The sequence below is a fragment of the Nocardia sp. NBC_00403 genome, from assembly GCF_036046055.1.
Taxonomy (GTDB): Bacteria; Actinomycetota; Actinomycetes; order Mycobacteriales; family Mycobacteriaceae; genus Nocardia.
The window spans coordinates 3,753,155-3,779,474 of the sequence record NZ_CP107939.1; the positions used below are offsets into that span (position 1 = coordinate 3,753,155).

Below are 26,320 nucleotides of genomic sequence, written 5' to 3' on the forward strand. Positions count from 1 at the left end.
GGTCGAGCCTTCATGCCTGGATGCCGGCCCGGAACTTGGGGACCCGCAGGCTCACCTTGGTGCCCGCGCCGGGCGCGGTTTCCACGATCAGGCCGTAGTCGTTGCCGAAGGCGGCGCGCAGCCGGTCGTCGACATTGGCAAGGCCCACATGGGCCGATTCGCCGGAAGCCGCCGGGCCGGTGCCGGTTTCGATCGCGTCGAGGGCGCCGGAGCGCAGCAGATCCGGATCCATCCCGATGCCGTCGTCTTCGACGCTGATCACGCAGTCGGTGCCCGCGTCGGTGGCGATAATGCTCACCGTGCCGCCGCGGCTCGCCCCCGCCAAGCCGTGCCGGACCGCGTTCTCCACCAGCGGTTGCAGAGCGAGGAAGGGCAGCACAACGCCGAGCACCTCCGGCGCGATCTGCAGCCGTACCTCCAGCGCATCGCCGAAGCGGGCCCGCTCCAGGGCGAGATACCGCTCGATATTGCGCAGTTCGTCCGCGAGGACGGTGAATTCGCCCGCGGCGCGGAAGGAATAGCGGGTGAAGTCCGCGAATTCGAGGATCAGCTCCCGCGCCCGATCCGGGTCGGTGCGGACGAAGGATGCCACGGTATTGAGTGCGTTGTAGATGAAATGCGGGCTGATCTGGGCGCGCAATGCGCGCACCTCGGCGCGGTCCAAGCGGGCGCGGGATGCATCGAGCTCGGCCAACTCGAGCTGGCCGCAGGCGTATCGCGCCACCTCCGCCACCGCGCCGAGCCTGCCGGGTCCCGGCTGCCCGGTGGTCACCACTCCCAGCGCACCGGCAACTCCGGAGTTTTCGATCAGCAATGGCTGAGCGATCAAGGTGCGCCCGGAGTGCTCGACGCGGCCGGGCCCGGACACCAGGACCGGTCGCTCGGTCGCCATCGCGCGGCGTGCGGCATCGGCGAAATACTCGGCGAGATCGGAGTGCGGGCCGTCCCAGGCGAGCAAGGTGCCGTCCGGATCGGCGACGCCCAGCGCCTCGGCACCGGTGAGGGCGCGCAGATGCGGCGCCGATTCCTGCGCGGACTGATCCGTCAGGCCCTGACGCAAGGGCCGCGCGGCCAGCGAGGCGGTGTGCAGCGCGGTGTGCACCGCGCGCTCGGCCGGTGTGGTCACAGACCGACGGGTCCGCGACCACACCAGCAGCGCACCGGCGAGCAACAGCACCGAGGCGACAACGGCTACCGCCGCCGTTGTCAACGCGTACCCGTCGAAGGGGTGTGTTGCTGCCACGTCATCGCCCGATTATCCCGATGCCGTCACGCGGTCGGTGACAGCAGCGCCGAAGCGCAGGCTACGGCTGGTATTCGTGCACCGTGAACTCACGGTTGCCCGGTTCCGGCAGGTGCGCCGCGCCGATGGTCACCGTGCTGGTGAAATCGCCGATTCCGGGCTGGAAGATCGCGGAGTAGCTGCTGTTGCTCCAGTACCCGGGGCCGTTCGCGGTCACTGTGAACGAGCCCGTCGCGCCGGTGGCGAGATTGCGCCAGTTCAGCGTGACCGGCAGCGTGCACGGTCCGATGCCGAACATGGTCGTGCTGACGGTGAACGCCGCGCTCGACGGATAGGCGTCACCGTTGACACTCGAATCGACCTGCGCGAAACAGGCGCCCTGGGTGAGCGAGTAGATGGTGGCGAACTTGCCCTCCGCGGTGGCGGGTGCGGCCGTGGCCAGCAGTGCAACGGCGGCAACGGGTGTAGCGGAAAGGACGAACAGAGATCTGGCTGTATTCATCGGCACCCCTACAGGGTTGGTCAGTTCTTGGTTGTGCGGTCATGCCCGTAAACACATCCCGATAAACGTTGCCACGCGCGCCGCCTCGGTGGTCGAGATTCCGCCGATCCAGCAGCGCGGAGGAGAACGTTGCCGCGGGCGTCGCGTAGTGTCGACCGGTCCGCGCTAGACGTCATTCGCGGAAAATGGACAGCTCCATGGCGACTCGCCAGACGCGCCGGTGATCTTCGCCACCGACACGCCGGGCCCTCCTGGGGCGTCTCTTTGCGGCGTGCGCGCCTCAGAAAACTTGTCGTACCGACGTGCCTAGAATCGCTAGGCCAACCCCCGTCGAGACCTTGGGAGGAAGGACCGTCTTGGCCGCCTCGTCCGGATCGTTCGTTCACCTGCACAACCACACCGAGTACTCCATGCTCGACGGTGCGGCGAAGATTTCGCCCCTGTTCGCCGAGGCGAAACGGCTGGGGATGGACGCGGTCGGGATGACCGACCACGGCAATATGTACGGCGCCTCCGAGTTCTACAACTCCGCGAAAAAGGCGGGCATCAAGCCGATCATCGGTATCGAGGCCTACATTGCGCCCGCCTCCCGATTCGACACCAAGCGCATCCAGTGGGGCGATCCGAGCCAGAAGGGCGACGACGTCTCCGGCTCCGGCGCCTACACGCACATGACCATGGTCGCCGAGAACGCGACCGGCCTGCGCAACCTGTTCAAGCTGTCTTCGCTGGCGTCGCTCGAGGGCCAGCTCGGCAAGTGGGCGCGGATGGATGAGGAGATCATCGCCCAATATGCCGAGGGCATCATCGCCACCACCGGCTGCCCCTCCGGCGAGGTGCAGACCCGCCTGCGCCTCGGTCACGACCGCGAGGCCCTGGAGGCTGCGGCCAAGTGGCAGGAGATCTTCGGCAAGGACAACTTCTTTCTCGAGGTGATGGACCACGGCCTGTCCATCGAGCGCCGGGTCCGCGAGGGGCTGCTGGATATCAGCAAGCAGCTGGGCATCCCGCCGATCGCCACCAACGACTGTCATTACGTCACCAAGGATCAGTCGACCAATCACGAGGCGCTGCTGTGCATTCAGACCGGCAAGACGCTGAGCGACCCGACCCGCTTCAAGTTCGACGGTGACGGCTACTACCTGAAGTCCGCCGAGGAGATGCGCGCGATCTGGGACGCCGAGGTGCCCGGCGCGTGCGACAACACGGTGCTCATCGGTGAACGGGTGCAGCCCTACGACGACGTGTGGGCACACCGCGACCGGATGCCGGTCTTCCCGGTGCCCGACGGCGAGAGCGAAGGCAGCTGGCTGCGCAAAGAGGTCGCCCGGGGACTGGACCGCCGGTTCCCCAACGGCGTGCCGCAGGACTACATGGATCGGGCCGAGTACGAGATCGGCGTCATCCTGGAGATGGGCTTCCCGGCCTACTTCCTGGTGGTCGGTGACCTGATCGAGCATGCCCGCGAGGTCGGCATCCGAGTCGGCCCCGGCCGTGGTTCGGCCGCTGGTTCGCTGGTGGCCTACGCCCTGACCATCACCAATATCGACCCGATTCCACATGGGCTGCTGTTCGAGCGGTTCCTCAACCCCGAGCGCGTGTCGATGCCCGATATCGATATCGACTTCGACGATCGCCGCCGCGGTGAAATGGTGCGCTATGCCACCGAGAAGTGGGGCAGCGACAGGGTCGCGCAGGTCATCACGTTCGGCACCATCAAGACCAAGGCCGCCATCAAGGACTCGGCCCGAGTGTTGTTCGGCCAGCCCGGATTTGCCATCGCCGACCAGATCACCAAGGCGTTGCCACCGCCGATCATGGCCAAGGACATCTCGGTGTCGGGCATCACCGACCCGGAGCACGAGCGCTACAAAGAAGCGGCCGAGGTCCGGACGCTTATCGACACCAACCCCGACATCGCCAAGATCTACGAGACCGCACGGGGTCTGGAAGGCCTGATCCGCAACGCAGGCGTGCATGCCTGCGCGGTGATCATGTCCTCGGAGCCGCTGACCGACGCCATCCCGGTGTGGAAGCGCCCGCAGGACGGTGCCCTCATCACCGGCTGGGACTATCCGTCGTGCGAGGCCATCGGCCTGCTGAAGATGGACTTCCTCGGCCTGCGTAACCTGACGGTGCTCGGTGACGCGATCGACAACGCGAAACTGAACCGCGGCGTCGAGATCGACTTGGACGCATTGCCATTGGACAACCCGGCGACCTATGACCTGCTGGCTCGCGGCGACACGCTCGGTGTGTTCCAGCTCGATGGTGGTCCGATGCGCGACCTGCTGCGCCGCATGCAGCCGACCGCGTTCGAGGACATCGTGGCCGTCGGCGCTCTGTATCGCCCCGGCCCGATGGGCATGAACGCGCACAACGACTATGCCGACCGCAAGAACAACCGCCAAGAGGTCAAGCCGATCCATCCGGAACTGGCCGAGCCGTTGAAGGACATCCTCGGCGCAACCTACGGTCTGATCGTCTACCAAGAGCAGATCATGCACGTCGCGCAGAAGGTGGCCGGCTACTCGCTCGGTCGAGCAGACATCTTGCGCCGCGCGATGGGTAAGAAGAAGGCCGAGGTGCTGGCCGCGGAGTTCGAGGGCTTCGAGGCGGGCATGCAGGCCAATGGCTATTCCAAGGCCGCCATCAAGGCGCTGTGGGACACCATCCTTCCGTTCGCCGGGTACGCGTTCAACAAATCGCATGCCGCGGCCTACGGTCTGGTCTCCTACTGGACCGCCTACTTCAAGGCGAACTATCCGGCCGAGTACATGGCGGCACTGCTGACCAGCGTCGGCGACGACAAGGACAAGGCCGCGGTCTATCTGTCGGACTGCCGCCGCCTCGGTATCACCGTGTTGCCGCCGGACGTCAACGAGTCCGAACTGAACTTCGCCTCCGTCGGCAAAGACATCCGGTTCGGACTCGGCGCGGTGCGCAATGTCGGCGCCAACGTGGTGTCCTCGATCATCGCCGCGCGCAAGGAGAAGTCGAAGTTCACCGACTTCTCGGACTACCTGAACAAGATCGACGCGATCGCTTGCACCAAGAAGGTCACCGAATCCCTCATCAAGGCAGGCGGATTCGACTCGCTCGGGCATCCGCGCAAGGGTCTGCTGCTGGTCCATTCCGATGCCATCGACGCGGTGATGTCGACCAAGAAGGCCGAGGCGATCGGGCAGTTCGATCTCTTCGGCGGGATGGATGCCGACGAGTCGGTGTCCTCGATCTTCGACGTGAAGGTGCCCGACGACGAGTGGGAGAGTAAGCACAAGCTCGCGTTGGAGCGCGAAATGCTCGGCCTGTACGTGTCCGGGCATCCGCTCAACGGTGTCGAGCATGTGCTTGCCGCGCAAGCGGATACGCAGATCCCCGCCATTCTCGAGGGTGACATCAAGGACGGCGCCCAGGTGACCATCGGCGGCATCCTCGCCTCGGTCAACCGACGGATCAACAAGAACGGTCTGGCCTGGGCTTCCGCGCAGCTGGAAGATCTGACCGGTGGCATCGAGGTGCTGTTCTTCCCGCAGTCGTATTCGGTCTACGGTATGGATGTCGTGGAGGACGCCGTCGTCCTGGTGAAGGCCCGCGTCTCGGTCCGCGACGACCGGATCTCGTTGATTGCCAACGATCTCGCCGTCCCCGACCTCTCCTCGATCGGTGTGGCCAAGCCGCTCGCGGTGATCCTGCCGACCAGGCTGTGCACCCCCGACAAGGTGAGCGCCCTCAAGCGCGTCCTGACCAGCCACCCCGGCACCGCAGATGTGCACCTGCGGCTGGTCGGCGCCCGCGACAAGACCACCCTGCTGAAACTCGACGACAGCCTGCGCGTCTCGCCGTCGTCGGCGTTGATGGGCGATTTGAAGGCCCTACTCGGTCCCGGCTGCTTGGCCGGCTGAGCTACCTCCGACGCCGAACCCCGGCTTGCCACAAGGCAAGTCGGGGTTCGGCATTCCAGCTGGTCGCGGACCGGTTGTCGGTGGGAAACCGGGCGGCGGTGCGAGGTTCGGCGTCCTCCGGTCAGTGGGCGAGTTCGGGGAGGGGCTGTGGTTCCGGTGTCGCAATAGCGGGCCTGCGGTGCACATGTTGGGCCCAGGCGATCGTGGCCAGCATGGCACCGCCCATCGCCGCGCCGATCCAGCCGACCGAGGCGTAGCCGAGGCCGGCGCCGATGGCGATGCCGCCGAGCCAGGGGCCGACGGTGATGCCGACGTTGAACGCGGAGTAGTTGGTGGCGGTGGCGAGGGTGGGGGCGGCGCCTGCCAGGGTGAAGACCCGGGTGTTGAGGGCCGGGTTGGTGGCGAAACCGAATGCGCCCAAGAGGAATACGAGAACGATCACCGGCGCGGGCAGGTCTGCGGTCAGTGCCAGCCCCGCGGCGATGATGGTCATGCCCGCCGCGCCGACGTAGAGCGTGCGGAAGGGGTGGGCGTCGGAGGTGCGGCCGCCGATGCTGATGCCGATCAGGCTGCCGAGGCCGTAGAGCGCGAGCACCGCGGGAATCCAGGTTTCGGAGATTCCGGTGGTGTCCGCGAGCATGGCACCGAGGTAGGAGAAGGTCACGAAGATCGACCCGGTGGACAGCGCGGTGGTCGCGTAGGACAGCCACAGCCGCGGATTGGCCATGGTGCGCAGTTCATTGCGCAATTGCGGCACCCGGGTCGGCCGTCCGCCGGGAATCTTCGCGAGCACGCCGATCGTCGAGAGCGCCGACAGCCCGGCGACCACCCAGAATGCCGCGCGCCAGCCGAAGTGCTGGCCGATGACGGTGCCCGCGGGCAGCCCGACGATGGTGGCTATGGTGAGTCCGCCCGCGACGATGCTCATCGCCTTGCCGCGTGCGTTCTCCGGCACCAGGCTCACCGCGGCGGTCGCCGCCAGCGCCCAGAACCCCGCGTAGACAAAGGCGCTCACCACCCTGGTCGCGAACAGCACCCAGTAGTCCGAGGTCGAGGCGCCGACGACGTGGGCAGCGACGAAGACGGCGAGAAAGCCGAGCAGCGCATCGCGGCGCGGCCAGCGCAGTGTGACCACGGCGAGTACCGGTGCGCCCACCAGCATGCCGAGGGCGAATGCCGAAATCAGCAGTCCTGCGCGCGGAATGGTCACGCCGAGATCGGTGGCCATTTCGGGCAGCAGCCCGGCGAGCATCAGCTCCGAGGTGCCCTGGGCGAAGATCGACAACCCCAGGACGAAGACGGCTAATGGCATCGGATACCTCTCTAGTTTTGGATTGATCAGTTCAAAATGAACTCGAAAGAAAAGGCGGCGCGATGCCGCCTTGCTGGTCTTACAGTGCGCTGAGCGCGGTGCCGGCAATGGCTTCCAGTGCATCCCGTCCCGCGCCACCGCGCGCCGCCACGCGCATTCCGGCGATGGTGGCGTTCACGAAGTGTGCGAGATCGCGCGCACCCCTGCCGCGTTCGATATCGCCCGCCCGCTGGCCGCTTTCGATGGCGGCGGTCAGCGCGGCCAATCGCAGCTCCTGATCGATGCGCAGCGTGGCGGCTACCGCGTGATCGCGCAGGGCCAGCTCGACGGTCGAATTGACCACCAGGCAGCCGGTCGGCTCCTCCTCGGGTGCGTCGATCACCTGCCATAGCAGTGCGCGAATCTTCGCTTTGGCCGACTGGTCGCTGTCGAGCAGCTCGAAAATGGTTGCGTTCTTGGTGGTCATGTACCGCTGTAGCGCTCGATCGAACAGGTCGTGCTTGCTTGTGAAGGTGTTGTAGATGCTGCTGCGCCCGAGTCCTGTTGCCTCGCACAGGTCCTGGGTGGAGGTTCCCTCGTAGCCGGCGGTCCAGAACGCGCGCATCGCCGCGTCCACCGCTCGCTCCTCGTCGAATCGCCTCGGTCGTGCCATGGCGCCAACGCTAACATATTTTGAACAGATCGTTCCAATATCTATGGAGTCGGTCAGGGCGATACCGCGACACCGAGGGTGAGCGCCGTCAGGAACTTGGGGCCTTGCTCATAGAAGACATCGACGTCGCGAATCTCGAAGCCTGCTGTCTCGACCAGCCCGCGAATATCGCGATCGAGGTGACAGCCGCCCGCGATGGCCTTCTGGATCGGGTTGAGCCGGTGCTGCCAGACCTGCACCTTCGCATCCGGCGCCAGGCCGTGCTCGACGAAGTGCAGGGTGCCGCCGGGAACGAGCACCCTGCGCACCTCGGCCAGTGCGGTCGCGATGTCCGGGATGGTGCACATCGTCCAGGTCGAGAGGGCGGCGTCGAAAGAGTTGTCGGCGAAGGGGAGCGATTGACCGTCCAAGCCGGCGCGTTCGATCGGCACCGTGGCCGTGGCCAAGCGTCCTGCGGCGAGCTTCCACCCGAGATCCGCCGGTTCGACCGCGCTGATCGACTGCACCGCTGCCGGATAGAAGGGCACATTGAGCCCGGACCCGAAGCCGATCTCCACCACCCGCCCGTGCAATCCGGCGCAGACCCGCTTGCGCTGCGGATTGTTGAACTTCGCGCCGCAGGCCACCTCGACGATGCGCGGCACGATCTGATCGTTATAGATGCCCACGTCTTCACTGTGTCAGTGCGGTACCGGGAGCGCCAGGCGGTCCCGTCGGGCAGGGGCGGGTGTCTGAAGGCCATGCGATGAACGCGGAACGGGCGATTCGGCCCTGCGGAAGGCCTGCCGCGCTGGTCAGGGACCGTGCGCACGTCCGGAATGCCCGCACGCTCGGCACGTGTGGCGATGTCGCCCGTGCGATGCTGGCGCGGTGACAGTGTTCGAGGTGTGGGCGCCGCGTCCGGAGCGGGTGCGGGTCGAAGTGGACGGTTCGGTGCATCCGATGACCAGGTCGACCGACGGGTGGTGGCGAGCCGAGGTGGCGTCCGCGCCGACTGCGCGCTACGGCTTCCTCCTCGATGACGATCCGACGGTGCTGCCCGATCCGCGCTCGCCTCGACAGCCCGACGGTGTGCACGGGCGCTCGGCGCTGCACGCTCTCGACCCGGCGGTATGGACCGACTCCGGCTGGACCGGACGGCAGCTGGCGGGCGCGATCTACTACGAACTGCACATCGGCGCCTTCACTCCGGCCGGCACGTTCGACGCGGCGATCGCACGTCTCGATCATCTGGTCGACCTCGGCGTGACCGCGGTCGAGCTGATGCCGGTGAACGCCTTCGACGGCACCCACAACTGGGGCTACGACGGTGTGCTCTGGTATGCGGTGGCCGAACCCTACGGTGGTCCCGACGGTTTGCAGCGCTTCGTGAATGCCTGTCACGCACGAGGATTGGCCGTCACACTCGATGTCGTCTACAACCACCTCGGGCCCTCCGGAAACTACCTGCCGCGCTTCGCGCCCTATCTGACCGAGGGACGCAATACCTGGGGTCAGAGCCTCAACCTGGACGGGCCCGGCTCGGATACGGTGCGCCGTTTCATCATCGACAACGCACTGCGCTGGCTGCGCGAGTTCCACATCGATGCGCTGCGGCTGGATGCGGTGCACGCACTGGTCGACAGCACCGCCACCCACCTGCTCGCTCAACTGGCCACCGAGACCGAATGCCTTGCTGCCCACCTGCGCAGGCCGCTGACCCTGATCGCGGAAAGCGATCTCAACGACGCGACGCTGATCACCCCGCGGGCGGCGGGCGGCTACGGGCTGAGCGCACAGTGGAACGACGATCTGCACCATGCCGTGCACACCGCGGTCTCCGGTGAAAGACAGGGCTACTATGCCGATTTCGGCACGCTCGGCTGCCTCGCGCATACCCTGACCAACGGTTTCTTTCATGCCGGAACGTATTCCAGCTTCCGTGGCCGCACCCACGGCCGCCCACTGGACACCAGGGTGATCCCCGCGAGCGCGCTACTGGCCTACACCTGCACCCACGATCAGGTCGGCAACCGCGCGATCGGTGACCGGCCGAGCGTCAACCTCACCGACGGGCAACTAGCGATCAAGGCCGCCCTCGTGCTGCTCTCGCCCTACACGCCGATGCTGTTCATGGGGGAGGAGTGGGGCGCGAGCACACCCTTCCAGTTCTTCACCTCGCACACCGATCCGGTGATCGGGGCCGCCACCGCCGTCGGCCGCAAGGCTGAATTCGCCGAGCACGGCTGGGATAGTGACGACGTGCCCGACCCGCAGGACCCGGAGACGTTTCTGCGCTCGAAACTCGACTGGTCGGAGCTGGGGGTCGCGCGCCATGCCGGGCTACTCGGCTGCTACCGCGCGCTCATCGCGCTGCGCCGCGCGCGGGCCGAGCTCACCGACCCGTGGCTGACCCATGTTGCGGTCGACTACGACGAGGACGCGCGCTGGATCGTCGTGCACCGAGGGACGGTGCGGCTGGTGTGCAACCTGTCCGCCCATCCGGTCACCGTGCCGACTGTCGGAACGGTATTGCTGGCCTGGGGCGAACCTGTCGAAGCCGATTCGGGGACTGGCGTTCCCGGGCATTCGTTCGTGGTGGTATCGGCGGAGGAGGTCACCGAGTCGGAGCGGATCCGGTAGCTGCCGGTGGTCCCGCCCGGCAAACCGCACGAAAACCGAACGAAAATTGTTATCACCGTCGACCGTTTGTGGGCGTACCAACCCATGTTGACCTGCGATGTTGCCGTTTCGAAAGCTTCGTAAACCGATGGCTCGTAGCCGCCCCCTCGAGCGGCTCGGAGCGCTCGGCGTCAACTGTCCGAGACAATGACCGTTGCCGAGCGTGACCGACGCCATTACCGTTGAGTAATGAGCAACGTGGCTTCATCCGGGGACTTCGATCTGTCTGGCGAACTCCCGGTCGGGGTGGGCGGCAGCGCCGCCGCTGAATTCGGACCACTGGTACGCCGTTTCGCGAAGACATTCGGAAACCGTCGTGGCGCGGGCGCGGGGCTCTCGGTGCATCTGCGCGGTGCGCCTCTCGTCGAGATCTGGACCGGGAGCGCGGGCAACACGCCGTGGACCAAGGACACCGGATCCATCATCTTCTCGGCGACCAAAGGCGTCACTGCCACGGTGATCCACCGCCTCGCCGACCGCGGGTTGCTCGACTATGCCGCCCCGATGGCGGAGTACTGGCCGGAGTTCGGCGCCAATGGCAAAGCCGGCATCACCGTCCGTCAGGTGATGACCCACCGTGCGGGCCTGTCCGCGCTGAGTCCGATCGCCTCCGGTCTGGAAATCCTCGACCACCAGCTGATGGAGGAACGTCTCGCCGCCGCGAAACCCGATCACCTGCTGGGTGTTCCGGCCTATCACGCGCTCACCTACGGTTGGCTGCTCGCCGGGCTGGCTCGCGCGATCACCGGCGACGGTATGGCGGAGCTGTTCCGCACCGAGGTCGCCGAGCCGCTCGGCATCGACGGTATTCATCTGGGCCGCCCGCCCGCCTCCGCGCCGACCAGCTACGCCGAACTCGCAGGCAACCAGTTGCGTCCGATCGGAAACCCGCTCACCGCAAAGGTATTGGGTTTCAGCTATGGCATTCCCGGCGCGCTCGGCGCGGCTGCCCGCTGCCTGTTCCTACCCGGCGTCGAAGCGATCCTGGAGGGCGAGAATCCGCCCATCCTGAGCACCGAACTCGCTGCGGGCAACGGGGTGGGCACCGCATCGGCGCTGGCCACCATGTACGGTGCGCTGGCCAACAATGGAACGGCAGACGGTCGTCGGTACCTGTCGCCGCGGACCATCAAGGCGCTGCGCCGGATCGAGAGCTACCGGCTCGACCACGCGCTGTTCTATGCGCCGATGCTCTGGCACCTCGGCTACCACTCGATGCCGATGCCCGGTGCTCACGCGGGTCTCGGTCACATCGGTCTCGGCGGCTCGTTCGGCTGGGCCGAGCCGCGCCTCGGGCTTTCGGTCGGCTTCGTGCACAACCGGCTTTCGGTGGGGCAGTTGACCCTCGACCAATCCTCGGCGGCTTGGCTGCTGCCGATGGTGGTGGCCGGACTGCGCTCGACCAGGCGGGCCGCCGCCGTCGTGGAGACCCCCGAGGCGGCGTAGCGATCAGCACGGGGCACCCGTGCGCGGCCCGACGAAAGGCGGGACGGCGCACGAGTCCGGGGGCGTCAGGTCAGATAGCGGTAGGCCGGAGAACCCGGCACCAGCCGCTCGCACTGGAGCGGAGTGTCCGCGATGCGCTCCAGCAGTGGCGCCAACCCATCCGGCGCGCCGAGTTCGATACCGACCAGCGCCGCACCGGTTTCCCGGTTGTTGCGCTTGACGTACTCGAACAGGGTGATGTCGTCGTCGGGCCCGAGCACCTCGTTCAAGAAGCGCCGCAGCGCGCCCGGCTCCTGCGGAAAGTCCACCAGGAAGTAGTGCTTCAGGCCGCGGTGCACCAGCGAACGCTCGATGATCTCGCCGTAGCGGGACACGTCGTTATTGCCGCCGGAGATCAGGCACACCACCGTCGAGCCGGGTTCGACGGTGATCTCCGACAGCCCCGTAACCGCGAGCGCGCCCGCGGGCTCGGCGATGATGCCCTCGTTCTGGTAGAGGTCCAGCATGGCTGTGCAGATCGCGCCTTCGTCCACCTGCATGATACGGAAAGCGCCTGCGCCACCGGGAGATTCGGTAGCGGTGAGTAAAGGCAGCGAGCCATGGGACACCACCCGGCCGCCGAAGCCCGAGACCGCCGCGAAGGGCACATCGCCGATCCGGCGCACTGCGGCACCGTCCACGAACGGGTCGATCTCCGGCAGCGTCACCGGTCCGCCCGCAACCAGCGCCGCGGTCATCGAGGCCGCGCCTGCCGGTTCCACGCCGAGAATTCCGGTCTGTGGCGAGCGGTTGCGCAGGTAGGTGCCGATGCCGGCCAGGCAGCCGCCGCCGCCTACCGGCACCACCACCAGATCGGGGGAGGTGCCGAGCTGCTCCAGGATTTCGGCGGCGATGGTGCCCTGACCGGCCGCGGTGCGCACATCGTCGAACGGCGGCACCATGGTCGCGCCGGTGCGCTCGACATCGGCGGCGGCGGCCGCGGCGGCCGCATCGTAGGTTTCTCCGACGGCGATCAGCTCCACGAACTCGCCGCCGTGCACCCGGATGCGGTCACGCTTCTGCTTCGGCGTGGTGGTCGGAACGTAGATGCGGCCGCTGATTCCCATCGCCTTGCAGGCGAAGGCGACGCCCTGGGCGTGATTGCCCGCGCTGGCCGCGACCACGCCTGCGGCTTTCTCGTCCGGGGTGAGCTGCACGATCAGGTTGTAGGCGCCACGCAACTTGTAGGAGCGCACGGCCGAGAAGTCTTCGCGTTTGAGGTAGACCTGCGCACCGGTCAGCGCCGAGAGTCGGGCGCTGAACTGCAGCGGGGTCGGCTCGATAATGTCGGCAATGCGCTTGGCGGCGGCGTCGATCTCGTCCGCGCTCAGTGCGGGACGGGAAGCGGACAGTTCGTCGAGGACCTCGAGCGGATTGGACACCCGAATTATGCTGCCACCCGTCACATCGGCCCGACGCGGCGGGTGGGCCTGCGGCCTGCGGTGCGCAGTGGCGGATTACTGCGGGGTGAGGACGAAGACCGGGATCTGACGGTCGGTCTTCGTCTGGTAGTTCGCGTAGTCCGGCCAGACAGCGACGGATCGCTCCCACCATCTGGCCTTCTCGTCACCGAAGACCTCGTGGGCGATGTAGTCCTTCGTCACGGTGCCATCGCGCAGCTCGACGTGCGGATCGGCCTTGATGTTGTAGTACCAGACGGGGTTCTTCGGTGCGCCGCCCAGCGAGGCGACGATCGCGTATTCCCCGTCGTGTTCGACCCGCATCAGCGGCGTCTTGCGCAGCAAGCCCGTCTTCGCGCCCCGCGTGGTGAGCAGGATTACCGGCTTGCCCTGCAGCGAGGTGCCGTCGGTGCCGCCGGAGCTCTCGTACGTTTCCGCCTGCTTGCGGGCCCAGTCGGACGTGCTCGGTGCATAGTCTCCTGTGAGTGGCATAACCCGGGCAACGCGACAGCGCCGCCCGCTGTTCCCGCCCGAAAATGTTCGGTGGACCGAACTTCGTTATCCGTATATCCTGACCACATGGCAACGGTTCACCCTTCCACCGTCGATATCGCGGGCACCGCGTGGCCGACGTACAAGCTCGAGGCGCTCGCCGCCGGGCTGGTGACCTGCCTTATGCTGGCGCTCATCACTGGCTCGCTGCAGGTCGCGGTGCTCGCGGCCGCGGCGGTGGCCGCAGCCCGCTGGATCCTCGGACAGGTGGGTAAGCGCCGGTCGGCCTCGGCACGCCGCACTGACCGGATCCTCTCCGCCAGCTGACCGTCCACGGACTGCGTCCGTCGACGGGCCGGCTATCGTCGATCACCCCCGTTTCCGCCGGCGAGGTGATCGGCCGAGCATCTCGCCGGCCACCATCGTGATCGGCGACCGTTTCCGGCCCGGCGGAGTCGGTCAATCCACGTCGAGCGGTAGCTCGGCCAGCTCGCCTCGCGACAACACACCAAGCTTCGGATATGCCTTGTACAGGTGATGCCCCACGGTCCGCGGGCTGAGGAACAGCTGAGCAGCGATATCGCGATTGGACATGCCCTGCGCCGCGAGCCGCACGATCTGCAGCTCCTGCGGGGTCAGCCGGGCAAGCACCCCGGTCGCCGGACGTGCCGCGATGCCGACGCCGAGCGCGGCGAGTTCGGTGCGAGCGCGCTCGGCCCACGGTGCGGCGTCGAGTCGTTCGAAGATTTCCAACGCGGGCGACAACTGGTTGCGTGCATCGACCTTGCGGCGGCTGCGGCGCAACCATTCGCCGAACAGCAGCTGCGTGCGCGCTTGCTCGAACGGCCTGCCGCTGAGGGCGAGCGCGGCCTGAAAGTGGTCCTCCGCCAGGGTTTCCGGACCGATCAGCGCCTGACAGCGGTGGGCGAGCGCGGAGATCCAGTCCTGCCGTGCGCCCGCGGCCCACGACTGCAGCCGTTCCATGGCGTCTCCGGCCCGCTCCGGACGGCCCAGCCGAACCGCTGCCTCGATCAAATCCGGAAGGGCGCGCATCCCGGCGACATGATGGCGGGCGGGTTCGGCGGTCAGCAGCTCCAGCCGTGCCAGTGCCGTCTCGACCTTGCCCTGGCCGAGCTCGAGCAGGCCGAGCGCCGAATTCGTCCATGGCGCACCGGGCGCCGCGGCCCCGCCGAGTTGCTCGGACAGCGCGCGTTCGACTAGTGCCCGGCAGTCCTGCTCACGTCCTTCGAATGCGGCCAAGTAGGCGAGGTAGCTGCTGAGCTGGCTGATCCAATGGTCCTGCCCGATGTCCTCGGCGATCCGCAGTCCCTCGGTCGCGGCGATCCGGCCCTCGTGCGGCCTGCCGAGGAATGCCTCGGCTTCGCCGCGAAAGAACAGCAGCGTCGGCAGCAGGGCGATGCGACCCTGGTCGCGGCACTCGGCGATGAGAGTCTGCGCCAGCTCCGCGACCTGCTCATCCTGACCGACGACCAGGCCCGCGCCGCACATCTGGACCAGGTCCCGCGGGCTGTCGGCGCCGCTGCGGCGGGCCGCGGCGGCCGTCTCGCGCAGGTCGACGGTGTAGCGGCCCTCGATGGCGGCGACCGTGTAGCGGGCGATCGGCGTCATAGAATCCGACTCGGGCAACACCAGCGCGGTCAGCCGCGCGGCGACGTCCGCCAATTCGGGTGCGCCGAGATACCAGGCCGTGTGCACTGCCTGCGCCAGGATGCGGGCCGCGTGCACCGGTTCGCCGTCGCGCACCAGGTCCGCGCCTGCCAGCAGCAGTTGATGGGCCGAGAGTGGTTTGCCTGCACCGAATTCCGCGGTCGCTCGCACCAGGTCCAGGCGCGCGTCGAGTAGCGGGTCGCTGTTCTGGCCTGCCGCGCGTTCGGCGAGCGTGCGGGCGCGGTCCAATTGTCCTGCCTCGCTTGCGGTTTCGGCAGCCAAGACCAGTCTCCGGACGCGGGCTTTCGCGTCGATGCTCAAGCCGGCCGCACGCTCGTAGGCGGTGACGGCGCCGGAGAATCCGCTGCGCCGGCGCGCACGGTCGGCGGTTTCCTCGAGTGCGGTGGCCGTCGATTCATCGGGACCTGTTGCCGCGGCGGCCAAATGCCAGGCGCGCAGGTCCGCGTCCGAGGGATCGCGCAACGCCTCGGCGAGCGCCGAGTGCACGGCGAGGCGCTGTGCGAGCGGTGCTCCCTGGTAGACCGCCGAACGCAGCAGTGGATGGCGGAAGACCAGCGTTCGACCATTGCTGTGCAGCAGACCGGCGTCCTCGGCGGGTTGCAGATCCGACAGCTGCGGGCCGAGGGCTGCCGCGGCACCCAACACCGTGCCGAGGTCGTCGGTGCCTGCCGCGGCGGCGACGAGCAGCAGTGTCCGTGTCGGTGCGGGCAGCCTGCTGACCTGGCCGTGGAAGGCCACCTGCAGGCGCTGTGTCAGCGGCAACGGGTTGGGCCCCGTGCTCGCCGAACCCGAGCCGGTCGCCTCGACGGCCAGCACCGCGGGCAATTCCAGCAGTGCCAGCGGGTTGCCGGCCGCCTCGGTCAACAGTCGATAGCGCAGCGCGGGAGCCAGATCGCCGGTGCGGCTATCCACCAGTGCCGCCGCCGCGTCCTGCCGCAATCCCGTGACGGTCAGCTCCGTCAGACCGGGCGCGGGAAAATCGTCGTCCGCAGGCCGGGTGGCGAAGATGATGACGACGCCCTCGGCATCCAGCCGCCTGGCCGCGAACAGCAGTGTTTCGGCCGTCGCACGGTCGAGCCAGTGCGCGTCATCGATCAGGCACAGCAGCGGGCCATCGGCGGCTTCCTCGGCCAGCAGTGACAGCACCGCGAGTCCGATCAGCATCCGATCGGCCGGATTGTGCTGGGTCAGGCCGAACGCGCCGCGCAGCGCATCGCGCTGTGGGCCGGGCAGCGTGTCCACCAACTCGAGTCCCGGTCGCACCAGCAGGTGCAGCGCGGCGAAGGGTAGCTCCGCCTCCGACTCGACACCGGCACTGCGCACCGTCGGAATACCCTGGGCCGCCGCATAGTCCAACAGCGCCGTCTTCCCGATTCCGGGCTCGCCGCGAATAACGAGAGCGCCGCTGCGACCCTCCCTGGCTCCGTGCAGTAGCCGATCGATGATTGTTTGTTCGGCCTCTCGTCCATGGAGCATCTGCTCACCGTAGCCGTCGAGCGGGCGGTCGGTCAGCGGCGATATATGCCCACCTGCGCGAAAGCCCGATTTGTCGGCGCGGACAGGTCTGGTCGGCCTGCCCCACTCGATGTCGCGGCGCAGGTACCGTCTGGCGTATGGCACACGGCGATACGCCCGACATAGGGCCGTCCTTCCACGCCGAGCATGTCGATTCCGGACAGATCGACATGCTCGTCGCCATTCTCGATGTGCAGGCTCGACTACCCAGCATCCAGCGGATCCGGCGCTGGGCGCATGAGGCGCTCGCGGTCACGGCCGGGGAGCGCGCCCTCGACATCGGATCGGGCACCGGTTCGGAGGTCATGGCGTTCGCCGAGCGCGTCGGCCCGGACGGCGAGGCGGTCGGCATCGATCCGAATCCGGCCATGGTCGACGTCGCCGAGCGGCGCGCCGAGGCGGCCGGGTCGAGGGCGCGATATCTCGGTGGCTCGGTCTACCAATTGCCCTTCCCCGACGGCTATTTCGATGCGATCCGCTGTGAGCGCGTGTACCAGCATCTCGATGATCCGGCCGCCGCGACCACCGAGATCGCCCGGGTGCTGCGCCCCGGCGGCCGGGTGCTGCTCATCGACAGTGATTGGCACACCGCGATCACCCATCCCGGTGATCCTGCGGTCGTGGGGGCCATGTCGGAGACGCTGCTGGCGAACACGCCCAATCCGGCGTCCGGCCGCCGTCTGCGCGGTCTGCTGGTCGCCGCGGATTTCGAGATCGACGACATGGGCTCGGAGGCGGTGATCTGGGATCCGGGATCGGCGCTGCCGCTCTACGGTGAAATGACGGCGCGAGCCGTCGCGGCGGGGGCGATCACCGCCGAACAACATGATCAATTCCGTGCCGACCTGGACGCGGGCATCGCCGCGGGCGATTACCACCTGTCGGTGACCATGTTCGCGGTATTGGCGCACAAGCGGTGACCGAGGGAAACGATACGAAGCGCAAGCCGTGTCCTAGCCCGTCGCTATAGCGGTGCGCTACTAGTATCTTCGTCATGCGGTCGAACATGACGAAGGTAGCTCTAGTGCTCGCCGGAGTGTGTCTTGCTGCGCTTTCGCCGGTAGCTTCGGCACCACGCGCCGAAGCCGAAATCATCACCCTGCCGCCGCACGAGAGGACCTACGCGTCACCGCTGGGCGGCAACCTGATGGTCGGCAACAGGGACGAGACGATCAACCGCATCGCGCCGTTGAACCAGGTGGGCACGACCAGGGAGGCCTTTGTCAGCTCCGTCGCCTATGGCCAGGTCGACGGAGGGGTGGGCAAGCTGCGGGTGGGGTATCACATCGGTTGCGCGGTGACCGTCGGTGCCGGCACTCTCGGCGCGACCCCCGATATCATCACCGGGATCGACCCGGACACCGAAGACCAACCACCTATCCTCTTGAACCCCAACCCGATCGTGACACTCAACCTCACCCCCGGTGAGGTCGCCGAGGTCGCGATGACCGAGAAGGACATGATTCCGGGAAAGCTTATTCAGACGGTGGTTCGGGATTTCCATCTCAAGATCAACACCTGCACCGGTCCGGTCAGTATCCGGCAATTCACGTATGTGCTTGCTACCTCACCCGAGGTCGACGACATGGGCGCGGTGTTCGGCGACCCTACCTGGTTGTGAGAGCTTCCCCGAAAAAGCCCCGGTAAGCCGGGGCTTTTCTGGTTCTTCATGCGTTCCCCCATTGACATCGCGGGGTATTCGTCTACTGAAATGCATTGTTTTTATTAACATTCCGTACCCGAGCCCCGATGATTCGAGTAGTCCAGTACGCAGGTTTGCACGGGGATTGCGGCGGGAGAATTTGCCCATGAAACGCCTGGTAGTTTGTTGTGACGGCACCTGGAAAGCCGAATCGAGCAGCACGGTATCCAACATCATCAAGATCGCTCAGACGATCAGCTTCTCCGCGTCGGGACCGGCCGGAGAGCCGATTCAGCAGTGGGTGAGCTATGTGTCGGGGCCCGGGGCGCGCGGGTTCCTCACCGACCGGCTGATGGGCGGTGCTTTCGGACTCGGGCTGGAGGCGAACCTGTCGTCGGCGTATTGGCATCTCGCACTGAACTGGGAGCCCGGCGACGAGATCTACATCTTCGGCTTCAGTCGCGGCGCCTTCACCGCCCGCAGCCTGGCCGGACTGATCGGCCGAATCGGGATCATGACGCCCGAGGCGATGATCGACGGTCGGTATCCACACGCGCTGCGCATTCATCGGCAGGTCGCCCCCACCCGGACGGTGCAGAATCCGGATCCGCCGGAGCCGCAGGAGTGGATCGACTTCCGCGGCGAGCACTGCAGGTACCCCGCCAAGATCGACTTCCTCGGTGTGTTCGACACCGTCGGCGCGCTCGGCGTGCCGGGGCTGACCTCGCTGCGGCACAAGTTCCACGATGTGAAGCTCTCATCCAACGTGCACTGCGCGCGCCAGGCGCTGGCGATCGACGAGCGGCGCCGCAACTTCGAGCCGTGCCTCTGGGAGGTGCCGATCGAGCCGAACGTGAAGTACCGCAAACACTTCGATCGAGTGAAGCAGGTCTGGTTCGAGGGCGTGCACAGCGATATCGGCGGCGGCTACAAAGAATGCGGCCTGTCCGACATCACCCTGCAGTGGATGGTGACCGAGGCCGAATCGGTCGGCCTCGCCTTCGATCGGGAGCGGTTGGCGGGGCTTTCCAAGCGCTGCCACGCCGAGGGCGTGAAGCACCTGGAACTGCACAAGTCCCTCGGCATCGGCTACCGCATCCTCAATGTGCTTCGGACGCTGCGCAACCCACGCAACCGGCGCTTCCATTGGGATTCCTGGCGGCGGTTGGCCACCCCGATCGACCAGTGTGTCCGGATAGCCTCCAGCGCCAAGACCGAGCCGGACTACCGGCCGGTGAATCTGCGGCGCTGGCGCGCGGAACTCGGCGGCATGTTCCCGGCGGACCTGGTCGAGCAGACCGGTGGGGTGTCCACCCTGCTAGCGGACGAGCAGGGCGACAGGCAGGCGGGCGAAGAGCTTTTCCAGTCGAGCCCGGCCCTGGAAAGTGTGGCCGGTTAACCGGTCGGTCCAGCTGCCCTGCGGCAAATCGAGCGTAGTGTCGCCCCACCCGGTTTCGGCGAGACCGATGCTGTGCCGGGTGGTGGCGACGATCACCTCGGGCGCCTCGCCCGCACGGCCACGGGCATAGCTCACCAGCCTGCCCGCGTGGTCGCCGGTGGCGAACAGCGGCAGATAGGTGCCGCCGACGAAGCAGTCCGGCCGCTCCCTGCGCAGCCACAGCGCGTAGGCGACGATCCACATCTTTGCCGCCCCATTGGTGTTCAATGCCGGTGTGCCGGTGAGCGATTGCAGTAGCCCGGCGCGTGCCGCGAAGTCCACCGGCCGCCGGTTGTCCGGGTCGACCAGGGTGTCCTCCCACAGCTCACAGCCCTGGTAGATGTCCGGGATGCCGGGCCCGCACAGCTGGAGCAGCTTCTGCGACAACGAATCCGACCAGGCGTGTGGCGCGAGCTCGTGCACCAGGTCGCCGATTTCGGAGCCGACCGGTCCGTCGATCACCGCATCCAGCCAGCCGTGCACCGATGCCTCGAACTCGGCATCCGGCTCCTCCCACGAGGTGTGCACGCCCGCTTCGCGAATCGACTTCTCCGCGAACAGATGCAGTCGCTCGCGCAGGCCCGCCACCGAGGAGGCCGGGCGGCCGTCGGCAGGCCACACACCGAACATGTTCTGCAGCAGGAACAGTGTCGTCGCGCCGTCGGGACCCGGCGTCTGCTCCTGCCACGACTCGACCGACTGCGCCCAGGTCTCGGCGACCTGCGACAGCACCCCGATCCGTGCCCGCACGTCCTCACCACGTTTGGTGTCGTGGGTGGACAGCGTGGTCATGGTGGCAGGCCAGCGTTGCGCGCGTTCGCTGTTGGACAGGTGGAACTCGTTGAGCGAGTGGCCGAATCGAGCCGGATTGCCGCCCACCTCTTGCAAGGAGACCAGCCGGGCCGCCTGATAGAACATGGTGTCTTCGACGGATTTGGCGGTCAGCGCGCCGCAGACCTGACTGAAGCGCACGCTGGCTTCGCCTTCGATAGCCAAGGCAGACACCAGGATGTTCAACGGTGCGGTCAGCTCGGTGTTGCGCTTCTCGACTTCGGCGACCACCGCGCCGGTCATCCCGGCCAGCGGCGCATAGTCGACGCGATACACCGGCATGAACGCCAGCACTTCGATGGTCGCGTTGGTCAGCGCCATGGTGTCGAAGCTTTCCGCGCGCGCGTCGCGTTTGACAGCGGTGACCAACCGTCGAACCTCCGGGGCCAGAATGCTTTCCGCGACCGCGCGTTTGATCCGGTGCTCGGTCTCGCCGATCCAGGCCCGGTCGCTGCCGTGCCCGGCGATGCGCCGGGACAGTTCGGTGAGCGGGGGCTCACCCTCCGGGTCGATGAGCACGCCGCCGATATCGGCGAGCGCGTCGTAGCCGGTGGTGCCGTCGATCGGCAGCGTCGCATCGAGCGGCTCGCGGTTGGCCAGGATCTTCTCCACCAGCAGCAGCCGCTGCGGTCCGATCAGCCTGCGCAGCTTCGTCAGATAGGCGGCGGGGTAGGACAATCCGTCCGGATGGTCGACCCGGACGCCATCGATGAGATCGTGCTCGCACCAGGCGGCGAGCTCGCGATGGGTGATGTCGAAGACCTCGGGATCTTCCTGACGCAACGAAGCCAGGCTGCTGACGGCGAAGAACCGGCGATAGGTGCACAGTCCAGCCTTCCAGCTGACCAGCCGATAGTGCTGTTTGTCGTGGATGCGTAGCGCGTTGTCGCCGTCGGTGCCCGCCGCGATGGGGAAACGCAGGTCGTGCAGTGCCAGCATCGGTTCCGAACCGGACCGGTCGACCGTCAGGGCCGCCGGATCGTTTTCGCTATGCAACACCGGCAGCGCCAGCCGCCCGCCCGCGCCGTTGGCCGGGCTCCAGTCGATGTCGAAGAAGTGCGCGAACTTCGATTCGCGTCCGTTGCGCAGCACGTCCCACCACCATGGGTTCTGCTGCGGGTCGGCGACACCGAGATGGTTGGGCACCAGGTCCACGATCAAACCCATACCGCGACTGCGTACTTCGTCGGCGAGCGCCTTCAGTCCGGCCGGGCCGCCGAGGGCCGCCGACACGGTGGTGGGGTCGGTGACGTCGTAGCCGTGCGGCGAGCCCTGCACCGCGGTCAGGATCGGCGAGAGGTACAGGTGCGAGATACCGAGCTGCTGTAGGTATTCCGCGATCGAGCGGGCCTCGGTGAAAGTCAGCACATCGGGCCGCAGCTGGAGTCGGTAGGTGCTGCGGACCGTGGTCTGCCGGACCGGTCGGCGGCCACGGAGAATGGGATCGGTGAAGTGTATCTGCGTCTCGGTCATGGGCGTTTCGGTCATGCGGTGCAACGGAGGACGAGCAGGCACCGGGCGGGGAGGGTGACGGTCGCGGCCGCCGGATAGACGGTTTCGCAGCGGCCGTCGGGTATCGAGCAGTCGAGCGCGACCGACCACTCTGGACCGTAATCGGTGCCGGGCAGGGCGAAATCGAGGGCGGAATCGTGCGCGTTGAAGCACAGCAGGAACGAATCGTCGGTGATGTGTTCACCACGGGGGCCGGGTTCGGGTATGCCGCGTCCGTTGAGATACACCGTCAGCGACTTGCCGAATCCGCTGTCCCAGTCCGCAGGGGTCATCTGATCGCCCGCCGGGGTGAGCCACGCGATGTCGCGGGCATGCTCCTTGGACCGGATCGGCCTGCCCTTCAGGAAGCGTCGGCGGCGGAAGATGGGGTGCGCGGTGCGCAGCGCGATCACCGTGCGGGTGAAGTCGAGCAGGTCCGAATTCGTCTGCATCAGTGACCAGTCCATCCAGGCCAGCGGTGAGTCCTGGCAATACACATTGTTGTTCCCCCCTTGCGTCCGCCCGATTTCGTCGCCGTGTGAGAGCATCGGCGTCCCCTGGCTGAGCACGAGCGTGGCCAGCAGGTTGCGGCTTTGCTTGGCGCGCAGGGCGAGGATATCCGGGTCGTCGGTGGGGCCCTCCACCCCACAGTTCCAGGACCGGTTCCAGCTTTCGCCGTCGCGGTTGTCCTCGCCGTTGGCCTCGTTGTGTTTCTCGTTGTAGGACACCAGATCCCGCAGCGTGAATCCGTCGTGCGCGGTGATGAAGTTGATGCTCGCGCTCGGTCTGCGGCCGGTGTCCTCGTACAGGTCCGAGGAGCCGGTGAGCCGGGAGGCGAACTCACCGAGCGTCGCGGGCTCGCCGCGCCAATAGTCGCGGACGGTGTCGCGGTACTTGCCGTTCCACTCGGTCCACAGGCCGGGGAAGTTGCCGACCTGATAGCCGCCTTCGCCGACATCCCACGGTTCCGCGATCAGCTTCACCTGACTGACCACCGGATCTTGTTGCACCAGATCGAAAAACGTGGAAAGCCGGTCCACGTCGTGCAGTTCGCGGGCCAGCGTGGCGGCCAGATCGAAGCGGAAGCCATCGACGTGCATGTCCAGGATCCAGTAGCGCAGCGAGTCCATGATCAGCTGCAGTGTGTGCGGGTGTCGCACATTGAGACTGTTGCCGGTGCCGGTGTAATCCATGTAACGCGACGGGTCGTCGTCCATCAGGCGGTAGTAGGCGGCGTTGTCGATACCGCGGAAGGCGAGGGTCGGTCCGAGGTGATTGCCCTCACCGGTGTGGTTGTAGACGACGTCGAGGATCACCTCGATGCCCTCCGCGTGCAGGGCGCGCACCATCGCTTTGAACTCGGTGACCGCGGCGCCGCCACGCGGGCTCGCGGCGTACTCGTTGTGCGGGGCCAGGTAGCCGAAACTGTTGTAACCCCAGTAATTTCGCAGGCTCTGATCCAGCAGGACACGGTCGTGCAGGAATTGGTGCACCGGCATCAGTTCGATAGCGGTGATGCCGAGGCTTTTCAGATATCCGACGATCGCCGGGTGCGCGATGCCCGCGTAGGTGCCGCGCAACTCCTCGGGAATGTCGGGGTGTGTCATCGTCATGCCCTTGACGTGCGCCTCGTAGAGCACCGTCTCGTGATAGGGCCGATTCGGCCTCCGATCGGAGCCCCAGTCGAAGAACGGGTTGATCACCACGCCGGTCATGGTGTGCCCCAGGGAATCCAGGCCGTGGGTGTAGAGCGACGGATCGTTGTCGAAGTCGCCGTCGAAAGCTTTCCCGTAGGGATCGAGCAGCAATTTGCTGGGATCGCAGCGTAATCCGTGATCCGGGTCGTAAGGCCCGTGCACTCGGAAGCCGTAGCGCTGTCCCGGTCCGATCGTCGGTAGATACGCGTGCCAGACGTAGGTGTCGACCTCCTCCAGCGGGATCCTGGTCTCGGTGCCGTCCCTGGCGATCAGGCTCAGCTCGACTGCATCGGCGACCTCGGAGAACACCGAAAAATTGGTGCCTGCGCCATCGTAGGTAGCGCCCAGAGGGTAGGCGGTGCCGGGCCAAACACCGAGTGGTGTCACGTCACCGGGCGCTGCGTCGGGCTGAGCCATGTCAACGACACTAGCGGCAGCCGGGCAACCGTCCATGTGGGTGGTTGCGGCCGGGCGCGTCAGTGCTGGTCGGGACTGATTTTCTACCAGCGACGCTGGTAACCCGCGCGCTCGGCGATGGCGGCGAGCCCGCCGAGGACGGCGCGTTGAAGCCATGCGGGAATGCCCGCCGGGTAGCCGTCCTGGTAATCCCACAGCAATGCCAGGGCAAGCGGGTCGCGTGGCACTCGGGCGCGGGTGCTGCGGCCCGCGGCGTCCAGGTTGTGCCACAGCAGGAGCATCTGCCAATGTCGCAGGGGCGGGCGGATTTCGTGGTCGAACGGGGTATCTGCTGCCTCGCTCCAGAACGCGTGCACGGCTACGTGGAGAGCCGTGAGGCGTGGAATCTGGGCACTCACCGAATCGGCGCTGTCGCTGCACAAGGCGGCGATATTCCTCGGAGCCGGCCCGCGCCGCTCGCCTTCGGCCCTCCGGCGAGGTCGTGCCTACCCAGCTCGAGTGGTAACTTGAACGCCGTTCAAGCCAGCTCCGGGGAGGCCGGGGCAGTCGCACGACCGCGAGGATTCCTGTGGCAATGACCCCCGACGAGATCGCCGCCATCGACGCCGAGCATGTTTGGCATCCCTACGGTGGTTTCCCCGCGACGACCGAGCCGCTCGTGGTGGCGGGCGCGTCCGGGACCCGGCTGACCCTGTCCGACGGGCGCGAACTCGTCGACGGTATGAGCTCCTGGTGGGCCGCGATCCACGGCTACCGGCATCCGGTGCTGGACGCGGCACTGGTCGCCCAGTCGCAGCGGATGAGTCATGTGATGTTCGGTGGGCTCACCCACGAGCCCGCGGCCCGGCTGTCCGAACTGCTCGTCGAGCACACCCCCGACGGCCTGGACAAGGTGTTCCTGTGCGACTCGGGATCGGTGTCCATCGAGGTCGCGGTCAAGATGTGCCTGCAGTATTGGCGCGCGCTCGGGCTGCCGGGCAAGCGGCGGCTGCTCACCTGGCGCGGCGGATATCACGGTGACACGTTCACGCCGATGGGCGTGTGCGACCCGGACGGCGGGATGCACTCGCTGTGGACCGACGTACTGGTCGAGCACGTCTTCGTGCCGACGCCGCCCCGCGACTACGAACCCGGCTACGTCGCCGAACTCGACCGTGCGCTGGCCGCGCACGCCGATGAACTCGCGGCCGTCATTGTCGAGCCGGTCGTCCAGGGTGCGGGCGGCATGCGCTGGCACGACCCGCGCTACCTCGCCGACCTGCGCCGCCTGTGCGACGAACACGGCGTGCTGCTGATCTTCGACGAGATCGCCACCGGATTCGGCCGCACCGGAGCGCTTTTCGCCGCCGACCATGCGGGCGTGCGTCCCGATGTCCTCTGCGTCGGCAAGGCGCTGACGGGTGGCTACCTCACCTTGGCCGCGGCGTTGTGCACCGCGCAGATCGCAGAAACCCTCAGCGCGGCGCACGGCGGTCTGATGCACGGGCCCACCTTCATGGGCAACCCGCTGGCCTGCGCCGTTGCCGTGGCGTCGATGGAGCTGCTGCTGCAACGCGACTGGCGCGGCGAGGTCGCCCGTATCGAATCCGAGCTGAATGCCGGTCTCGCCCCGGTCCGCGACCTGCGCGGGGTCGTCGAGGTCAGGGTGCTCGGCGCGATCGGTGTCATCGAACTCGACGGTCCGGTCGACATGCGCACAGCAACCGAGGCTGCCGTGTCCGCGGGCGTCTGGCTGCGCCCCTTCCGCAACCTCATCTACACGATGCCGCCGTTCATCAGTACGTCGGATGATGTCGCGGCGATCACGGCGGGCATGCGGGCCGCGGTCGAAGCGCAGTCGGCTTAACCGGCAATATTCACGAGCCGATTGGCGGTGGTGGCCGTCGGGCTGGGTGCTGCTTCGGTGTCGTGGGTGCACGGAGAATGTGTGGTCGCCCTAGCGGCTCGG

At 67.0% G+C, this 26,320-nt stretch carries 19 protein-coding genes; 8 read left to right on the top strand and 11 right to left on the bottom strand.

Annotation, left to right across the window (positions count from 1 at the left end; genetic code table 11):
• Window positions 1–10: 10 nt before the first annotated feature.
• Together OHQ90_RS16490 and OHQ90_RS16495 are read right to left on the bottom strand one after the other, a co-directional pair.
• Window positions 11–1,210, bottom strand: a complete 1,200-nt coding sequence (locus tag OHQ90_RS16490; RefSeq protein ID WP_328412887.1) for a histidine kinase — start codon at window positions 1,208–1,210, stop codon at window positions 11–13.
• Window positions 1,211–1,304: 94 nt separating this feature from the next.
• Window positions 1,305–1,745, bottom strand: a complete 441-nt coding sequence (locus tag OHQ90_RS16495; protein WP_328411475.1) for a hypothetical protein — start codon at window positions 1,743–1,745, stop codon at window positions 1,305–1,307.
• A gap of 410 nt (window positions 1,746–2,155) precedes the next feature.
• On the opposite strand from OHQ90_RS16495, the gene dnaE reads away from it, so the two are divergent.
• Entirely contained in the window at window positions 2,156–5,650 is a 3,495-nt protein-coding gene (gene dnaE, locus OHQ90_RS16500) for a DNA polymerase III subunit alpha (protein ID WP_328412889.1), read from the top strand.
• Window positions 5,651–5,771: 121 nt separating this feature from the next.
• On the opposite strand, the gene OHQ90_RS16505 is transcribed toward dnaE, so the two are convergent.
• The 3 genes from OHQ90_RS16505 to OHQ90_RS16515 form a co-directional block, all read right to left on the bottom strand.
• Entirely contained in the window at window positions 5,772–6,962 is a 1,191-nt protein-coding gene (locus OHQ90_RS16505; protein ID WP_328411477.1) for a Cmx/CmrA family chloramphenicol efflux MFS transporter, read from the bottom strand.
• Between the two features lie 79 nt (window positions 6,963–7,041).
• Entirely contained in the window at window positions 7,042–7,614 is a 573-nt protein-coding gene (locus tag OHQ90_RS16510) for a TetR/AcrR family transcriptional regulator (RefSeq protein ID WP_328411479.1), read from the bottom strand.
• Between the two features lie 53 nt (window positions 7,615–7,667).
• The gene (locus tag OHQ90_RS16515) at window positions 7,668–8,282 is read right to left on the bottom strand and encodes a class I SAM-dependent methyltransferase (RefSeq protein ID WP_328411481.1); all 615 of its coding nucleotides are present in this window, start codon (window positions 8,280–8,282) and stop codon (window positions 7,668–7,670) included.
• Between the two features lie 202 nt (window positions 8,283–8,484).
• Here OHQ90_RS16515 and treZ point away from each other — a divergent pair, with 202 nt between their 5' ends.
• Together treZ and OHQ90_RS16525 are read left to right on the top strand one after the other, a co-directional pair.
• Entirely contained in the window at window positions 8,485–10,236 is a 1,752-nt protein-coding gene (gene treZ, locus OHQ90_RS16520; protein ID WP_328411483.1) for a malto-oligosyltrehalose trehalohydrolase, read from the top strand.
• A gap of 228 nt (window positions 10,237–10,464) precedes the next feature.
• Window positions 10,465–11,721: a serine hydrolase domain-containing protein gene (locus tag OHQ90_RS16525; protein WP_328411485.1), complete on the top strand. Its 1,257-nt coding sequence runs from the start codon at window positions 10,465–10,467 to the stop codon at window positions 11,719–11,721.
• Between the two features lie 65 nt (window positions 11,722–11,786).
• Here the strand turns inward: OHQ90_RS16525 and ilvA are convergent, their stop codons facing one another.
• Entirely contained in the window at window positions 11,787–13,142 is a 1,356-nt protein-coding gene (gene ilvA, locus OHQ90_RS16530) for a threonine ammonia-lyase IlvA (RefSeq protein WP_328411487.1), read from the bottom strand.
• 75 nt (window positions 13,143–13,217) lie between these two features.
• Window positions 13,218–13,652: a nitroreductase family deazaflavin-dependent oxidoreductase gene (locus tag OHQ90_RS16535; RefSeq protein ID WP_328411489.1), complete on the bottom strand. Its 435-nt coding sequence runs from the start codon at window positions 13,650–13,652 to the stop codon at window positions 13,218–13,220.
• 87 nt (window positions 13,653–13,739) lie between these two features.
• On the opposite strand from OHQ90_RS16535, the gene OHQ90_RS16540 reads away from it, so the two are divergent.
• Window positions 13,740–13,979 carry a hypothetical protein gene (locus tag OHQ90_RS16540; protein ID WP_328411491.1) on the top strand — a complete coding sequence of 80 codons (240 nt, stop codon included), beginning with the start codon at window positions 13,740–13,742 and terminating at the stop codon, window positions 13,977–13,979.
• Between the two features lie 132 nt (window positions 13,980–14,111).
• Here OHQ90_RS16540 and OHQ90_RS16545 read toward each other — a convergent pair whose 3' ends face one another.
• Window positions 14,112–16,961, bottom strand: coding sequence for a helix-turn-helix transcriptional regulator (locus OHQ90_RS16545; protein WP_328411493.1), 2,850 nt, complete (start codon window positions 16,959–16,961; stop codon window positions 14,112–14,114).
• On the opposite strand from OHQ90_RS16545, the gene OHQ90_RS16550 reads away from it, so the two are divergent.
• From OHQ90_RS16550 to OHQ90_RS16560, 3 genes are all read left to right on the top strand, one after another.
• Window positions 16,955–17,776 carry a methyltransferase domain-containing protein gene (locus OHQ90_RS16550; protein WP_328411494.1) on the top strand — a complete coding sequence of 274 codons (822 nt, stop codon included), beginning with the start codon at window positions 16,955–16,957 and terminating at the stop codon, window positions 17,774–17,776. The two genes, OHQ90_RS16545 and OHQ90_RS16550, sit on opposite strands and share 7 nt — an antisense overlap.
• Before the next feature lie 74 nt (window positions 17,777–17,850).
• Window positions 17,851–18,477, top strand: coding sequence for an MspA family porin (locus OHQ90_RS16555; protein WP_328411496.1), 627 nt, complete (start codon window positions 17,851–17,853; stop codon window positions 18,475–18,477).
• A gap of 187 nt (window positions 18,478–18,664) precedes the next feature.
• Entirely contained in the window at window positions 18,665–19,897 is a 1,233-nt protein-coding gene (locus OHQ90_RS16560; RefSeq protein ID WP_328411497.1) for a DUF2235 domain-containing protein, read from the top strand.
• On the opposite strand, the gene treY is transcribed toward OHQ90_RS16560, so the two are convergent.
• The 3 genes from treY to OHQ90_RS16575 form a co-directional block, all read right to left on the bottom strand.
• On the bottom strand, window positions 19,817–22,255 hold the full coding sequence (treY, locus tag OHQ90_RS16565; protein WP_442941414.1) for a malto-oligosyltrehalose synthase: 2,439 nt from the start codon (window positions 22,253–22,255) through the stop codon (window positions 19,817–19,819). The genes OHQ90_RS16560 and treY overlap by 81 nt on opposite strands.
• Window positions 22,252–24,372, bottom strand: a complete 2,121-nt coding sequence (gene glgX / locus OHQ90_RS16570; RefSeq protein WP_328411498.1) for a glycogen debranching protein GlgX — start codon at window positions 24,370–24,372, stop codon at window positions 22,252–22,254. Before glgX ends, treY begins: the two co-directional genes overlap by 4 nt.
• A gap of 83 nt (window positions 24,373–24,455) precedes the next feature.
• Window positions 24,456–24,770, bottom strand: a complete 315-nt coding sequence (locus tag OHQ90_RS16575; protein ID WP_328411499.1) for a hypothetical protein — start codon at window positions 24,768–24,770, stop codon at window positions 24,456–24,458.
• A gap of 176 nt (window positions 24,771–24,946) precedes the next feature.
• On the opposite strand from OHQ90_RS16575, the gene OHQ90_RS16580 reads away from it, so the two are divergent.
• On the top strand, window positions 24,947–26,218 hold the full coding sequence (locus OHQ90_RS16580; protein WP_328412893.1) for an adenosylmethionine--8-amino-7-oxononanoate transaminase: 1,272 nt from the start codon (window positions 24,947–24,949) through the stop codon (window positions 26,216–26,218).
• Window positions 26,219–26,320: the final 102 nt, after the last annotated feature.